The organism is Marinifilum sp. RC60d5 (genome assembly GCF_052400665.1).
Lineage (GTDB): Bacteria > Bacteroidota > Bacteroidia > Bacteroidales > Marinifilaceae > JBQTGK01.
Window position 1 is genome coordinate 148,817 of the sequence record NZ_JBQTGK010000002.1, and the last position, 17,531, is coordinate 166,347.

Here is a 17,531-nt window from a genome sequence, read left to right on the forward strand (position 1 = left end):
ATGAAAAAGGAAATATTCGAGCCGTTTAATATAAGCGACAATAATTTTGAACAGTGTGTTAAATGTACAGTTTGTACAGTATATTGTCCTGTACTAGAGGTTAATCCAGATTATCCAGGTCCTAAACAATCGGGACCCGATGGAGAACGATTGCGTTTAAAAGATCCAGGTTTTTTTGATGAGGCATTAAAATTATGCATGAATTGTAAGCGTTGCGAAGTTGCTTGTCCACATGGTGTAAAAATTGGTGATATAATTCAACTGGCACGTATTAAGTACAGCAAGCAAAAGCCAAAATTAAGAGATATGATTTTGGCTAATACCGATATTGTTGGAACAATGGCAAGTACTTTTGCCCCTATTGTTAATCCTATGGTGGCTTTAAAACCAGTCCGAAAAGTAATGGATAGTGTACTTAAAATCGATCATCATCGAATATTTCCTAAATATTCGGGTATGAGATTCGAAACCTGGTACAAAAGGTATGCAGCTAAAAAACAAAAGGATTTTAAAAATCATGTTAGCTATTTTCATGGTTGTTATGTGAACTATAATTTTCCGCAACAAGGAAAAGATTTAATAAAAGTTATGAATGCTGCAGGTTATGGCGTTCATTTACTCGAGAAAGAGAAATGTTGTGGTGTAGCTTTGATATCAAACGGTTTAATTAAGCAAGCTACCAAGCAGGCGAAACAGAATGTGGAAGCGTTTAAAAAGTCTATTGTTGGAAGAAGTATGCCTGTAATCTCAACATCTTCAACATGTATATTCACAATTCGTGATGAGTATCCTCATTTGCTTGGAGTTAAGAATGATGAGATTCGCGATCAAAGTGAGTTGGCAACGCGTTTTCTATTTCGTTTAATTGATTCTGGAAAGCTTAAGCTGGTATTTAAAAAGAACTACAAAAAGCGAATTGCTTATCACACTCCATGTCACATGGAGAAATTGGGATGGTCGATTTATTCAACATCCTTATTAAAAATGATACCTGGAGTAGATTTTGTTCAGCTTGAATCGCGTTGTTGTGGTATTGCAGGTACCTACGGATTTAAGAAAGAAAATTATGAAACTTCTCAGGGAGTGGGTAAACCTTTGTTCGATCAGATTGAGAGTTCGAATGTAGATTTTGTAGCGACCGATTGTGAAACTTGTAAGTGGCAAATAGAAATGTCTACCAGCAGAAAAGTAGAGCATCCTATTTCTATTCTTGCCGAAGCATTAGATGTGGAGGCTACTATGAAATTATGGCAAAAATAAATAGCCATAGTAAAAGTAGATATGGAAGTTAAAGTTTAGGTTAAGCATAGTTATATTTTAGGTTAGTGCCGTAATTATTGGATTTATTTAATCCAATGATTACGGCATTTTGCTTTTTAATAATTCATGTTAGTGCTTTATATTAGATCAATTTGGTTTACAAATTTTAAATTTCATCCTTTTAATTTATGAATAAAATCAGTAAAGTTTCATATACAAAAACTATACTGTTTTATTGTAGATTACTGATTGATAGAGGTATAGCTATGTTGTGTAATATACACCCTTTTATAGTAGTATTTTTACTCGTATTATAACTTGTGTAATAAATAAATTTGCTTAAAAGATTTTAGAATTAATATTATACTCCGATGAATGCAAATAAACTATTTATTCTTACATTTTTAAGTTTGTTAATTGCAAGCAAAATTGTAATAGCTCAAGAACAACCCAACGTACTTTGGATACTAACAGATGATCATCGTTACGATGCAATTCGTTCTTTTAATAAGATGCTTACGGGGAATGAAATGAGTGAATTAGGTTATGTTGAATCTCCTAATGTAGATCGATTAACAGAGATGGGAACAACTTATATAAATACCTATTGTCAGGCGCAGGGATGTGCTCCTTCGCGTGCTTCCATGCACTATGGTCGTTATCCATTTCGTTCTGGAGTTTATGAGTTTGAATATCACAACAACAATGCAGAACATTGCCGACCAACTTTGCCCGAGCAAATGGCTGATTTAGGCTATCAAACCCTACGAATTGGAAAATTGGGCGTGCGGATAAAAACGATTAAGAATGGTAAAGTGAAACCGGCTATTATCTATCAAAATAATATAGATTTTAAAAAATTACGAAGAGAAGGTTTAACGGGATGGGGTAAAGATTGGTTTTATGAATTGGATGGAAAGAAGTTTGAAAAACCAATTAAAAATTTAGAATTTTTTGTGACTCCTGAAGGAGAGTTTAAGTACACTTCTTTAGAATTAGAAAGACAAAGACCAGAATATGCAGGTATGGCAGAAAAGACTGTGAAAGAATATGATATGCTTCGTCATTACACAGAAAAGAAAGGAAAACATTTAGATAGCGGAATGATTCTTTCAGGTGTTAGTTCACAGCCAGCAGGAAAAACAAGAGATGGATACTATTCTTCTATTTTTATTGATTACTTAAAGAACAAAGACAGTAAATTTACAATTGGTTCACAAACCATTGATGGGATTGATGCTGAGAAACCACAATTCTTTTACATTGGATTTGACTTTCCACATACACCTGTATTGCCACCAGCAAGTTATAGAAAACGTTTTGCAAAGCATACTTATAAAGTTCCGGAATTTGATGAAAAGGAATTAAAGACAATGGCAAAGCAAATGAAAAAACAAGTGTCGAATGGCTATTCAGATCATTTTACTGATGAAGATAAGCAAAAAATGATTCAGGATTATTATGCATTTTGTGCTTATGGCGATAACTTAATTGGTCAATCGGTAGATGCATTTATAGAGTACAATGAGAAGAATAATAAAGAATGGATGATTGTATACGTAAATGGAGATCACGGCTGGAAATTAAACGATCACGGTTCAGTTTCTAAATTTACTCCTTGGGATATTGACTCGCACAATCCAATTGTTGTGGTTTCATCAGATAAAAAGAAATTTCCTGCAAGTAAAGTGGTCAGAGATTATACTGAATTTGTTGATGTTGCTCCAACAATTCTTGTTGCAGCGGGAGCTAAATTACAAGATCCTAAGTTTAACTATTTGGATGGATTCGATATGGCAAAAGTTGCTTCCAAAGAAGTTCCTGCTAGAGATTATGTAGTTGGAGAAAGTCATGCTGTAACCGGACCTCGTGCATTTATTCGTACAAAAGAATATGTATTCTCGATGCAAACTCGTCCCAATAAGAAACGTGGTGAGAATATGGATTGGGCTCGAAATGCAACTTACGAAGAATTAGATCCAGCATTGTATTGCACAACGAAAGATCCTCACGAAATCAACAATTTAGCTTTCAATAAAAAATACAAGAAAGTTGCTAAAGAGATGAAAGAAAAATTAATGAATATTGTTCTTGGTGATGGTCGTGTTGAGGTGCAATGGGGTAAAAAAGCGGATGGAACAAAAGTATTTCACGGTGATTTTGCACCAGGTTCTCATGATTATAAATTGAAATTGTAACGCGTGTTTTTGTGGATATAAAATCATTAATCAGTACAATATGAAAAAAATAGCACTGATCGCATTTTCAATTCTTTATGGATTAAATGGACATGCTCAATTAGATAAAACTTACTTTAAAAAGCTCCAATCTCAACGTGTTGAATCTTCTGATTTGGTGGAATGGCAACAATTTGGTCCTGGAATGGCAGGTTATTGTGAAGAGTTTTGGTGTCATCCTACCGATAAGAATGTGATCATGATGTCGCCAGACATGTTCAATAGTTACGGTTCATGGAATGGAGGTAAAACTTGGCAAACCATTAAAGATTGTGATGGTGATGGAAAAGATTTACCACGTATACGCAGGTTTACATTTTCACATCAGAATCCAGCATTTGGAATGGCGATTAGTGGTGGTGGAAAATTATATAAAACAGAAGATACAGGCCGAACTTGGAAGCAAATTGAAAGTTTTAAAGGACGTTTTTCAGAATTAACTGTAGATCCATCCAATGAGAAGCTTTGGTACTTGGGACCAGGTGATTTTTGGAATGTGAAAAAGAATTGGCGTCATCAGAATGGTCAGACTCGCAATTTTAAAAATGAGGGAATCTATAAAAGTAAGGACAAGGGAAAAACATGGATCAAAATTACGGTTGGAGAACATTCCGATTTAGATGTTGGTCGAATAATTGTTGACCCAACAAATTCAGATGTGATTATTTCTGCTACAAATAAAGGAGTCTACAGAAGTCAAAATCAGGGTAGAACTTGGAGTTTAGCAGGGAAAGGACTTCCTGTGAATCGTCCGCGAGATATTGATTCTTATTATAACAGCAAGACGGGTGAGTTTGTTTTGTACCTTCTTGAACAAACAGCGTTTACGGCCAATGGCAAAACCGTTGATGTATCGGGTGGAGTTTATAAAAGTATCGATCATGGGTTAAGTTGGCAGAATATGACTGGAAATTTAGCGGTTGATTTCAATAAAATTACCAGCTCATCACTTCGAAATAAATATTGGGGAGCCTTGGCAACTTGGTTCGAGACCGATAAGGAAACAGTAAAGAAGAAATATCCAGAGCTACCAACTTCTGTTTACTCGATTTTTCATAGAATACGGGTAAATCCGAATGATAAAAATGAAATTTATCTGTCGCACAATAACAAGCACGATAAAGCTTTTTTACCAGGAGGAGCATGGAAAAGTTCTGATGGTGGGAAAAACTGGATTGCAGCGACACGAACAGGGAAATATTGGATTAAAGGAGATGATAATGCTTATTGGAAATCAAGAAACAATCCTGTAAATGTAAATACAAGCTTTGCACATCTTCAGCCTGAAATGAATAGTAGAGAAGAAGTATGGGGCAACCGATTTTTGGAAATGGGTGTTGACGGGAAAGTTTATATTTGTCTCGATCAGCAGGTGTTGGTAACAAATAATAAAGGAAACGATTGGCAACAAATTGATGATTATGAAACTGCTCCAGGGAGTAAACACTGGGTTGGTAGTGGTGATAGTAATTTACCTGGTAGATTCATGTTGTTAGAAACAGGTATTAAAGATCGTTATTTGCTTTGCAGTGGAGAGCATGGTTTATGGCAAACGGCACCATTGGGGAATTATCCTGATAAAATGGCTGTGGCAGTAGAGCAGTTAGAAGGGCAGAATAAGCATGGAGGAGCACATTCCATATCTACAGTTGCTGTGCATCCAAACAATCCGGATATTATTTACTTTTTAGCATGGAGACAAGAACATCGGGGTAAATTGAGGAAATCGACTGATGGTGGGAAAACGTGGAAGAATATTGCTACAATTTTTGAGGCTGATAATGCCAGTTGGATGGGTGTTGTTTTTCAAAATTCTTTGGTGATTGATCCAGTCAATCCAGATAATATGTATTTCTGTACCACACGCAAACCAATATCGGAAGTGAATGGTCCCAATGCAGGAAAATTAACAAAAGGGGGCTATGGCTTTTACCGTTCTTCGGATGGAGGATATACTTGGGAACTAAGTAATAATGGTTTTCACGATGGAGCTAGTGTGCGACGAATAGTAATGGATTCTAAAAATCCAGATGTGTTTTATGCAGCTTTGAATGATGATAAAGGAGGTTTGTACAAATCCAATAACAAAGGAAGCGATTGGGCGAAAATGAAGATTCCATCGGTAATTAAATCAGTAAACAATATTTTTGTAGATCGTAATACCCGCCAAATGTTTATTTCTTGTGGCAATGAAAAAGCAACCGACCTAGGAGGTGGAGTATGGCGAAGCAAAGATGATGGCAAGTCATGGAAAAAGATCTTCGATATGCCTTTTATCTGGCAAACAGAAACCTCTCCAGTCAATCCTGATATAATAATGGTAAACGCTGCATTGCCTCCAAAAGCGAAAGGAAATGCAACATTAAATCCTGGTGCTTACCTATCCTTGAATGGAGGAAAAACTTGGAATAAAATCAATACCAATTTAGGTCAGATTGATCGAATTACAGACTTAAAACCAGATCCTTATCGCGAAGATGTGTTTTGGTGCGCTCAAAAAGGGAGTGGCTGGGCAATTGGATACTTAAAAGGAACAACAAAAGGATGGTCTGAAAAGTAGTTTGGAAAGAGTAATAGGATCGTAAAATAGTTATAAAAATATAATAAAAGTAACATGAAGAGGACACTTTTTTTAACAGCCCTTTTAATAATATCTCTGGCTTTTCAATCATTGAAAGCACAGAAACGAGAGGCAGATTTTAATTTCGATTGGAAGTTTACTTTACTTGATGATACCAAAATTCCATCTCAAATTCCTTTTGAAGATGAGGCTTGGAGAGAAGTGCGTTTGCCTCATGATTGGAGTGTGGAATTTTCATTTGATGAGAAAATGGAAGGTTGCACTGGCTATCTAGCTGGTGGAGTTGGAGTTTATCAAAAGCATTTTAAAACAGCAACTGACAAAAATAAAAAAAGCACCTTTATTCTATTCGATGGGGTATACAACAATGCGACTTTTTGGCTAAACGGAAAACGTTTGGGAGAGAATCCTTACGGTTATTCTCCTGTTTACTTCGATCTCACACCATTTTTAAAGGAAAAAGGAGAAGATAATGTGTTAACGGTACACGTTGATCATTCTCGTTATGCCGATAGCAGATGGTACACAGGTAGTGGGATTTACAGAAATGTAAAATTGATAACCGTTGACAAATTGCACATTCCTATTTGGGGGACTTTTGTAACAACGCCACAAGTTTCTGCCGATGAGGCAACAGTGTAGATTGAAACAAAAGTGTTGAATTCAAGAAAGAAAAGTAGCAAGTTTGTTTTTTCAACGGATGTAGTTGATGCAAGTGGAAAAGTTGTTGCTTCAGATAAAAAGGAAGTAAAATTATCGTCTGGAAAGGAAACGAAAATTTTGCAGACTATTTCTGTAGGTCAGCCTAAATTGTGGGATACTAAAAATCCGAATATGTACAAGGCAGTTTCCAGGTTAATGGTAAACAACAAAGTAGTTGATCAATATAGTACATCATTTGGAATTTGTAGTCTTCGAAACGACAAAGATCATGGCTTTTTTCTAAATGGAAAGTCTACATACGTGAAAGGGGTTTGTTTGCATCACGATGGAGGATTAGTCGGAGTTGCAGTGCCAAAAGGAGTGTGGAGACGTCGTCTTCAAAAGCTAAAAGATGCTGGTTGCAATGCCATTCGTACTTCTCACAATCCTTTTTCTGAAGAATTTTTGGATTTATGCGATGAAATGGGATTTCTAGTTCAGAATGAAATATTCGACGAGATGGATAACCCTAAAGATAAGCAGTACAATATGAACGAGCGTGAGGTAAAATACATCACACGTGGTTATACCGAGCATTTTCAGAAATGGGGAGAAAGCGATTTAAAGAGAACCATTTTGAGAGATCGAAATCATCCATCAGTATTTCAGTGGAGTATTGGGAATGAGATCGAATGGACTTATAAAGATTATAAGCATGTAAGTGGATTGTGGGATCCTGAGTCTAAAGGTGGATACTGGAATAAAATACCAGATTTAACAGCCGATGAAATGAAGGCACGATACAATGCCTTGCCAGATAGAAAGTACAAATTGGCCGAAACAGCTCAGAGATTATCCAAGTGGGTTAAAGAATTGGATACAACACGAGCAGTAACAGCTAATTTAATTATTCCTGTAGCCAGTTGTGCTTCTGGATATGCAGATGCTTTAGATGTGGTTGGTTTTAGTTACCAAATTGCACAATACGATTGGTGCAAAAAGAATTATCCTAACATGATGTTCACTGGAAATGAAAATTCTGGATTGTTGAGCGAATGGCTTTCAATTATCGAGAATCCTATGGTTTTCAGTATGTACATGTGGACAGGAATTGATTATATGGGAGAATCTCAGGACAAATGGCCACAAAAAGGTTGGGATGGCGACCTGCTTGATTTTGCAGGCTTCGAAAAGCAAAAATGGAATTATTTCAAGAGTATCTGGGTAAACAAAGCTCATTTGTCAATCGGGACATTACCTGTTGAAGGTTCAAAGTTTACAGTAAATGAGTTAAGCGGAAAACCAGTTGCTAAAAATAAAAAAGCAATGAATTGGGCCAATTCAAATATGCATTGGAATTACAAGGATAAGGAGATGGTTTTAGTTGAAGTATGCTCAAACCTTCCAGTAGTAGAATTGTTCTTAAATGATGTTTCTCTGGGATGTAGAAGTCTATCGGAATGTCCCGATCGTATTTTCCGTTGGGCTGTTCCCTTTCAAGCGGGAACACTTACCGCAAAAGCAGGTTTCGATGGAGCAAGAATTCATGCAGAATTAAAAACGACATCAGCTCCTGTGGGTATTCGTTTAACAACCGATAAATCAACACTTACTGCTGACGGTTACGATGTAGCTCATGTAATTGCTCAGTTAGTTGATAAGGATGGAAATGAGGTGAAGACATCGGATGTAAAATTGACTTTTTCTATCGATGGAAAAGCAAGAGTTTTGGGTGTAGATAATGGTTCCAACAAGAGTGTTCAGGATTATCAATCGAACGAATTGGTAACTTCTCAAGGTCGAGGGATGCTTTTGATACAATCTTTAAAAGATAAAAGTGAGATTATTGTTAAGGTACAAGCGGATGGCTTGAATAGTAGTAGAGTTCATATTGAAACAAAATAAATGGTTATGCAATTACTTAACAGAATACAAATTTTTATCGCATTAGGCTTATTAGTAATGAGTAGTTGTACTCAAACAAAGAAAAAAGGAGAATCAAATGCTCCGATTATTAATCCTGATGCAATAAGTGTAGATGTAATCGTTCCAGAACATGGAATGGCTGATCCTCATGCTTGGGTACAAAACGATACGGTGTTTGTGATTTGTGGTCACGATGAATCCTGGGAGGGGAAAGGTTCTTTTCGTATGGATCGATGGGAAGTTTGGTCAACCGCAGATTTAAAGAACTGGGAACACCATCGTAATATCTATCCTAAGGATACTTACATTGGTGATAATCCAAATTGTTGGGCAGGAGATATTTGCGAGAGAGATGGCAAGTATTATTGGTTTTTCTCCAACAGAAATATCGATACTGGTGTGCTTGTTGCTGATAAAATTACTGGCGAATACAAAGATTTACTAGGTAAACCATTGTTGCCTAAAGGAATTGTTCCTGTACATCCTTACGATCCTGAGATCTATATCGAGAATGATGAATACACCATTTGCTTTGGTGTGAATACCTACTACATGGCTACACTGGCTAAGGATATGAAATCTTTAACATCTGAGCCAAAGGAAATCATCGTGAAAGATGAGAATGGTGAAAAAGTAATTGCTGAGGATAAACCTACCTTATTTAAGCGCAACGATTGGTATTATTTAGTTTTTGGAAGTCGTTATGCCATGTCGAAGAATTTATATGGTCCGTACGAATTTAAAGGTGCATTTTTATCTGGTGGGCACACAAGCTTCTTCGATTGGCAGGGTCAAAAATATGTATTGCAAGAGAATCATGATATCAGTGCATTTTACCGTGGGGCAAGTCTAAAACCAGTATTTTTTAATCAGGATGAAACTATTTTTATTCCTGAGGATGATAGAATGTATCCAGCTCCTGGAAGACCTTTCCAGTTTAAAAATAGCACCATGGGTTGGAAAGCATTGAATGGAACTGATCTTCAATTTTCTGATGGGATTTTAAAAGGGACAATTTCTGCTAAAAATGCAATAATTCAATCTGCTCCTTGGTTGTATACCGATACTCAATTGTGTTCTAAAGTAAGCTTTAAAATGAAGAACAATAGCGATGCCAAGGAAATGAAATTTGCTATTTATACTCGAAATCAAGGTCCTGGTTTTTGGGGTAAAGGAACCGGTCAAGTAGATTGGAAACAACAAGAATGGATTAGTATTCCGATCAGTTCTAACGATTCTGATTTTGTGACTTACACAATTGAATTATCTCAATTTAAAGAGGTAAATGAGCGCTTGATGCAAATAGCCTTACAACCTGCAACGAATGTAAATTCAGGCTCGTGGGAAATCGATGAGGTTCTGGTAAAATAATAGAATGGAAGTATGATAAAATTAAATAGGATGAAATCAGTAATGAAAAAAGGACTATATCTGTTTGTAGTGTTTTTGTTTTCTTTATCGGCGCAAGCGAAAAAAAAGCCCAATGTAATTATTTTTTTTGCAGATGATATAAGTGCACGAGAGTTTCCAATGTATGGTTCTTCTGTTTGGAGTGATCCCAAAGGGCACAATACAGACAATCCTGAATTTCGTGCTAAAACACCAGTAATGGATCGTTTGGCCGATGAGGGGGTAACAGTTAAAACGGCTTGGGCAGCAACCGTATGTAATCCTAGTCGTGCCATGATGATGACTGGGCGTTACGCTCATATTCACAAGTGGTGGCACAATAAAGACAAAGGTTGGTATATAAATGAAAAAGGTAAAAAAGCTACATGGCCTCCTTACGAAAGTTCGCCGATGTTAATCGGTCATATCGCTCAAAAAGCGGGTTATGGAACCTATTGGGCTGGGAAAACACAGATGGCTGGAGATTTAACGAAATATGGATTCGATGAGGGTTGTTTTACACCTGGTTCTTTATCAGATAAAGACAATCCGTATACTGACTTTAAGCACAAGATGCTTAAAAAAGATGGGAAAAAGATTTTACTTAACGCGGATACAGGAAAGCCTTGTAAAACTTACATGCAACATGGTTGGTATTGGTATCCACATGTGCGTTTGATGAATGACCCAGTTTCAGGAAAAAAATTCAGTTGGTGGCCAAACACAAAGGAATCTAAAGCATCTTTCGGAATCAATACTTATGGTCCAGATGTTGAGTTGGATTTTGTATTCAATTTTATGGATCGTCAGGAAAAAAAAGATAAACCATTTTTCATTTATCACACAAGTCATTTAGGACACGATGCATTTGATTGGTTCAAACCAGATTCTAAATGCAAGTGGCCAGGAGCTCCAATTGTGAAGTGGGATGGAAAGAAATATACAAGAACAAAGCCACAGGTTACAGGCGATAATGGAGTATACGATACGCATGGAACCATAACTTCTTCGGGAATCCACAATCACATCAACTACATCGATTATCAAATATCTTTATACCTGAAGAAGCTTAAAGAAATGGGTGAAGATCAAAATACCATTATAATAATAGCTGCTGATAATGGAACTAGTGGCTACGGAAAAGCGAGTCCTGATCGTCAGAAAGGCTGTCATGTTCCTTTTATTGTTTATGCTCCAGGTTTTGATTTTACCAAAAGTGGAATGCAAGATGTATTGCTAAATATTGCTGATGTTTGGCCGACTTTGGCTGAAGTTATGCAGGTAGATGTTCCAGATGATTATGAGGTGAATGGTGAAAGTTTTTGGGGATGGTTGACTACCGATAAGCAAGAGCACAGAGATTGGATTTATGCTTATAGAAAGGAAATGCAATTGGTTCGAGGGAAGAATGTAATGAAAGATGGTTATGGTAAATGGTGGGATGTATCGGAGCAACCCGATGATTTGATTGATTTCCAAAAAATAATGGATTGGGAAAAAGAGTCGAAAACAAATCGCAAGGAGAAAGAGCAGCTTTTAAAGACCATTAAACCTTTCGATAAGCATGAAACAGAGCATGATGCACCTGGTTATAAAAAAAGATAAGGATTCAATTGGTTAGAGTTTTCGTGTTGTAAATGAAAGGTTATAAACCCACTAAAATAAAATAGATGTATAGATTATTTTTGAGTTCGGCCATAGTTGGATTGCTAATTTGCATGTTTTCCTGCCAATCAAAAAAGCAAGAAAGTGAAGCAAAAGATCAAGGCGGTTTTCCTTTTATTTTACCCGATGAAAAGCCAGATCGAGAAATGAGTGCTGCTATGGAGCGAATTTACACTGATTATGAGGCTCCTCAACCACATCATAACGAATTGTTTTCTCAGTTTAAATATACAGAGCTTAAAGGTTTCGATTACAATAACTACGACGGAACAATTTCGCGTCGCGATCCATCAAAAATACTTTTACACAAGGGTAAATACTATGTGTGGTATACCTATCGAAATACGCCTACTCCGCCACAAGGAGCCGACAAATGTAATGATACCATCCCGTCGGCAGATTGGGATTTAGCAGAGATTTGGTACGCTACTTCTACCGATGGCTTTAATTGGGAAGAACAAGGTGTTGCAATCAATCGTCCTGAAAAACCTTTGGTTGGTTGGAGAGCTGTTACCACAACTGATATTTTAGAATGGAAAGGGAAATACTATTTGTACTACCAAGGCTTTATGCAGGCTAGTGGAAAGCGTGGAGATGATTGTCCGGTGGCTGTATCTTATGCGGATTCTCCTGATGGACCGTGGACTCCTTACAACAAAGTAGTGATTGCCAATGGAGCAGAAGGGGAGTGGGATCAATATTCGATTCACGATCCTTATCCATTAGTTCACAATGGTAAAATCTATATTTATTATAAATCTGATTTTGGTGAGAGACCAGACTTGGTGCGTATGCAAGGTTTGGCAATAGCCGATAACCCATTAGGACCGTTCAAAAAACATCCTTTAAATCCTGTAATTACTTCAGGACATGAAACATCTTTATTTCCTTTTAGAGAAGGTGTGGCTGCATTGGTTTATAAAGACGGACCTGAGCACAATACCATTCAATACGCGAAAGACTGGGTAAATTTTGAGATTGCTTCCATCACTGAATTGATGCCCTATGCAGCAGCTCCATACGTTGCCGATGCTTTTACCGATACAAAAGATGGTAGAGGAATTACATGGGGAACAGCTCATTTTATAAACGTTACTGGTAAGAGGGATAAGTTCTGTTCAAAATTAGTTCGCTTCGATTGTGATTTAAGTCAAGATATTAACGATCCAGAAATGAAACAGCATCGTGTAAAACACAAGCCGGATGTATATTTTCGTCAAAGATTGAGCGCAAAGCAGTTAAGTCGAATTGAGCAAGAAAATGAAAAACGGATAAAATAATATTTTTAATAAAATGAAGAATTATTTAGTTGTAATTGGATTGTTATTGTTTAGTATCTATTCCTGGACATCCTTACGAATCTGAAATTTTTATAGAGAATGAGATGTACACCATTTGTTTTGGTGTAGGTCAATACTATATGGCTACACTGGCCAAAGATATGATGTCTTTGGAAACTGAACCTAAGCCTATTTTAATCATCACAAGTTTTTAAATACCCCCCTTTATCCTTTTCATTTTATCTTATTGCGATTTTTTGAGATTAAAAAAACAGATTAGTTGTGATTTTGTTCAGTTATGTAGAGTTTTTGAATAGTATTTTTTCTACTATAACAGCTACTTAAACCTTAACTTTAACAGATGTTTTAAAGACAATTTAGAATTGGTAGTTTACAATTCGCTTCTGGGATATTGCAGCTATAGAACGATTGAGTAGGAGTGAATAAAGTTGTATCAGAAAAATTCAATTTTTAAAATGTAGCAAAACATGGTTTAATACAATTATCGGAGAATTTTCGAAAGAGGTAGAATACGTTAAAAAGCCACTTGAGTTTTGGGATTGGAGACTCTGGAAGGGAGAAGCAGATGTAATTCTGATTATTCGAAACTTAGAATCAAAAAATCAAATAACATAAAATATGTACCAATGATAAAAAGAAATTTATTATTCTATTTATTCTTATCAACCTTATTGTTGATGAATGCAATGCCAGCACAGGCAAAGAAAAATACTAAACCAAATATTATTGTAATTTATTTAGATGATTTAGGTTATGGTGATTTAAGTTCATACGGAGCCACCGAGTTGAGCACGCCTAATATTGATTTAATAGCTAATGAAGGCGTGAAGTTTACCAATGCTTATTCTACTTCGGCAACATGTACGCCTAGTCGTTATGGTATGTTAACCGGAGTATATCCTTGGAGAAACCCAAAAGCTAAAATTCTTCCCGGTTCGGCACCCTTAATTATCTCTCCAAAGCAGGAAACATTACCTAAAATGTTGAAACGTGTTGGATACCAAACTGCAATTGTAGGAAAATGGCATTTAGGTTTAGGTGCTGGTAATTTAGATTGGAACGAACACATTACACCGGGTCCAAACGAAGTAGGATTTGATGATGCCTATATTTTGGCTGCAACTCAAGATCGTGTTCCAACTGTTTATATTAAAAATGGTTATGTAGATGGATTGGACCCTAAAGATCCGATACAAGTAAGTTATAAGAAGAACTTTGATGGAGAACCTACAGGAAAAGACAATCCTGAATTGACAACAATGAAATGGCATCACGGTCACAACAACAGTATTGTGAATGGGATACCCCGAATTGGTTACATGAAAGGTGGCGAAGCAGCGAAATGGACGGATACAGAGATGGCCGATCATTTTTTAGTAAAAGCGAAAGATTACGTAAAAAATCATAAAGACAAGCCATTTTTCTTGTATTACGCTCTTCAACAACCTCATGTTCCTCGTACTCCAAATCCACGTTTTGTTGGAGCATCAGGAATGGGACCTCGTGGCGATGTGATTTTAGAAGCTGATTGGTGTATTGGTGAGTTCATGAAAACTTTGGAAGAGGAAGGCATTTTGGAAAATACCTTAATTGTATTTTCGAGCGATAATGGACCTGTTCTTCAGGATGGTTATTTCGATAATGCGATTGAAAAATTAGGTAAACATACTCCTGCAGGCAAGTTGCGAGGTGGTAAATACAGCTTGTTCGATGCAGGAACGCGTGTTCCATTCATGACCTATTGGAAAGGAACAATCAAACCTCAAGTTTCGAGTGCTTTAGTTTGTCAGGTCGATCTTTTAGCCTCTTTTGCTAGTATGTTTAATGAAGATGCAGATTTAAATGACAGTGAGAACATGTTACCTGTTTTGTTAGGAAAGAGTAAAAAAGGACGTAAGAATATTGTTCTTGAAGCAAACTCAAAAACTTCATTCCGTTCTGGTGATTGGGTTATGATTCCTCCATACAAAGGAAAACCATTAAGTTGGAAATCAGGTATTGAAACAGCAATAAGTCTAGATTATCAATTGTACAACTTAAAAAAGGATGTAGGGCAAAAAGAAAATTTGGCTCAATCAAATCCTAAAAAGTTAAAAGAAATGATTCAAGAATTTGAAGCGATTCGAGGAAAAGATTATTCCAATATCAAAAACTAAACGATGCGAAATAAAATTATTTTATTGATATTATGCATGAGTTTTAATTGGGGTCTTTTTGCTCAAGAAATGACCAATTCGAACTATTCTACTCCAGAAATTGATGCTAAAGTTAAAGCTTTGATGTCTAGCATGACAATGGATGAAAAGCTGGCTCAAATTATGGGAACTCGAATTCGAGATATCATGGTAGATGGTAAAATATCCTTGGAAAAATGCCGTGAACACATCCCTTATGGAATTGGACATTTCTGTCAGTTTTCGTCAGGTCAAGAACTTTCTCCAGAAAAATTAAGAGATTTAGTGAGAGAGATTCAGCAGTATTTAATGACTGAAACTCGATTGAAAATACCGGCTATTTTTCATGAAGAAGCGATTACGGGTTTTGCAACATTGGGCGCAACAACTTTTCCTCAGCAGATAGGGGTTGGCTGTACTTGGAATACAGAATTGGTTGAGAAAAATACAAATTCAACAGCGCAAAATATGCGTGCAGCAGGAGCAACTTTTGCGCTTTCTCCAATGCTCGATTTAAGTAGAACGGCTCATTGGAATCGTCATCAGGAAAGTTATGGTGAAGATGCCTATTTAACTTCACGAATGGGCGTTGCCTTTGTTCAAGGTTTACAGGGAAATGATTTTAAAACAGGAGTTGCAGCCACAGTGAAACATTTTGCTGGTTATGGAACTAAAAATAACAATTCAAAATTGTTGTATGAAGAGTATTTGATGCCTCACGAAGCCTGTTTTAAAGTGGCAGGTGCAAAAAGTGTGATGCCATCTTATGGAGTTTACAAGGCATTGCCTGTTGCAGCCAGTCCAACCATGTTAGATCAGATATTACGCAGAGATGCAGGTTTCGATGGTTTGGTGGTAAGTGATTATGGAGCCATTACCATGCTTTATAAAAAATATAAAGTAGCCAAAGATAGTATGATGGCTGCTGCCTTGGCATTGAGTGCAGGTATGGATATTGAATTGTCTTCGCCAAGCATGTTTCCGAAATTACGAGAAGCTTTAAAGCAAGGATTGGTTACCGAACAGTTGATTGATGGAGCGGTGAAGCGTTCTTTAATCATGAAAGCAAAATTGGGTTTGCTGGATAAAAAGCCAATAATCGGAAAAGATGGCGACTTGGATTTTGATCCTCCAGCCTTTCGAAATTTAGCCTACGAAACAGCCTGTCAGTCAATTGTATTGTTAGAAAATAATGGCATTCTTCCTTTAAAAAAGGAGGTTAAAAAAATTGCTTTGGTAGGGCCGAATGCAGCGAATGTATTTGGTTTGTTAGGCGATTACACTTATCAGGGCATGCGTTCTTTTTGGAAACAAACTACATTTGATGCAAATAACCCAAAACTGATTACTGTAAAAGAAGGTCTTGAGAATAGATTGGGTGAAAATGTTCAAATTAAGCACGAACGAGGATGTGATTGGAGTGCTGCCTTGGAAGCAAAAATTGATAAAGAAGGATTTGGAGATAGCCGAATTGAGAAGCTAAAGATGATGACGGTAAGCGGTCTTCCACAAGCTGATTTGAAAAATGCGCTTCAGATTGCTAAGGAAAGCGATGTGATTATTGCCGTTATGGGAGAAAATCTATACCTAAATGGAGAAGGACGATGGCGCAAAGGCATTAAATTACCTGGAGAACAGGAAGCTTTTGTGGAGCAATTAATCGCAACCGGAAAACCAGTTGTTTTGGTCCTGTTGAGTGGTCGTCAACAAGTTATTAGTCAGTTTTCAGATCAATGTGCTGCGATTGTGCAAGCTTGGTTTCCGGGCGAAGAAGGCGGTAATGCGATTGCTGATGTTCTTTTAGGGAATGTGAATCCATCCGGAAAGCTATGTGTTTCTTATCCTCGCACCGAAGAGAAAGTTGAAATAAACTATCAGGATGGCTATGAAAATAAAGAATTGGTGCATTATCCTTTTGGTTACGGCTTATCTTACACGCAATATGAGTACAGTGCTATTAAAATGAAATCGAAAGTTGACATTACCGATGAGCGCTTTAGCATTTCTTGTACAGTGAAAAATACTGGATCTGTTGATGGAACCGAAATTGTTCAGCTGTACGTATCTCCTAAGAATGCCAATTCAAGCATGAAACCAATTTTACTGAAAGGATTTCAGCGAGTTGAATTGAAAGCTGGAGAAGGAAAAACCATTCAGTTCAAAGTTTCTCCGCAACAGTTGGTAGAATATAAAAGCGGTAAATGGATTATTGAAGCCGGAGATTATGAGTTTAAAATAGGAGCTTCCTGTACTGATATTCGTTTAAAAGGCTCGATCAATTTACAGGGTGAGAATTTACAATTGGAAAACGGAAGAGAAGTCTTTTTTTCAAAAAATAAATAAACTATTAAAAAAA

The 17,531-nt window shown here is 36.7% G+C and carries 11 protein-coding genes; all 11 read left to right on the plus strand.

All coding sequences use genetic code 11. From position 1 onward, the window contains the following. Positions 1-1,260 (plus strand): anaerobic glycerol-3-phosphate dehydrogenase subunit GlpC, encoded by a 1,260-nt coding sequence (gene glpC, locus ACT3CE_RS04840; RefSeq protein ID WP_444708629.1) that lies wholly within the window; start codon positions 1-3, stop codon positions 1,258-1,260. 371 nt (positions 1,261-1,631) lie between these two features. Further along, positions 1,632-3,458: a sulfatase-like hydrolase/transferase gene (locus ACT3CE_RS04845; RefSeq protein ID WP_444708630.1), complete on the plus strand. Its 1,827-nt coding sequence runs from the start codon at positions 1,632-1,634 to the stop codon at positions 3,456-3,458. Positions 3,459-3,498: 40 nt separating this feature from the next. Continuing rightward, positions 3,499-6,057, plus strand: a complete 2,559-nt coding sequence (locus ACT3CE_RS04850; protein WP_444708631.1) for a VPS10 domain-containing protein — start codon at positions 3,499-3,501, stop codon at positions 6,055-6,057. Positions 6,058-6,111: 54 nt separating this feature from the next. Further along, entirely contained in the window at positions 6,112-6,720 is a 609-nt protein-coding gene (locus ACT3CE_RS04855) for a sugar-binding domain-containing protein (RefSeq protein WP_444708632.1), read from the plus strand. A gap of 15 nt (positions 6,721-6,735) precedes the next feature. Beyond that, on the plus strand, positions 6,736-8,625 hold the full coding sequence (locus tag ACT3CE_RS04860; RefSeq protein ID WP_444708633.1) for a glycoside hydrolase family 2 TIM barrel-domain containing protein: 1,890 nt from the start codon (positions 6,736-6,738) through the stop codon (positions 8,623-8,625). Positions 8,626-8,631: 6 nt separating this feature from the next. Next, positions 8,632-10,017, plus strand: a complete 1,386-nt coding sequence (locus ACT3CE_RS04865) for a family 43 glycosylhydrolase (RefSeq protein ID WP_444708634.1) — start codon at positions 8,632-8,634, stop codon at positions 10,015-10,017. Positions 10,018-10,047: 30 nt separating this feature from the next. After that, entirely contained in the window at positions 10,048-11,640 is a 1,593-nt protein-coding gene (locus ACT3CE_RS04870) for a sulfatase-like hydrolase/transferase (protein ID WP_444708635.1), read from the plus strand. Positions 11,641-11,705: 65 nt separating this feature from the next. Then, positions 11,706-12,980, plus strand: coding sequence for a glycoside hydrolase family 117 protein (locus ACT3CE_RS04875; RefSeq protein ID WP_444708636.1), 1,275 nt, complete (start codon positions 11,706-11,708; stop codon positions 12,978-12,980). Positions 12,981-13,015: 35 nt separating this feature from the next. Beyond that, positions 13,016-13,195, plus strand: coding sequence for a hypothetical protein (locus ACT3CE_RS04880; RefSeq protein ID WP_444708637.1), 180 nt, complete (start codon positions 13,016-13,018; stop codon positions 13,193-13,195). A gap of 432 nt (positions 13,196-13,627) precedes the next feature. Continuing rightward, positions 13,628-15,157 (plus strand): sulfatase family protein, encoded by a 1,530-nt coding sequence (locus ACT3CE_RS04885; RefSeq protein ID WP_444708638.1) that lies wholly within the window; start codon positions 13,628-13,630, stop codon positions 15,155-15,157. Between the two features lie 3 nt (positions 15,158-15,160). Continuing rightward, positions 15,161-17,518, plus strand: a complete 2,358-nt coding sequence (locus ACT3CE_RS04890; RefSeq protein WP_444708639.1) for a glycoside hydrolase family 3 N-terminal domain-containing protein — start codon at positions 15,161-15,163, stop codon at positions 17,516-17,518. The last annotated feature ends 13 nt before the right edge of the window (positions 17,519-17,531 follow it).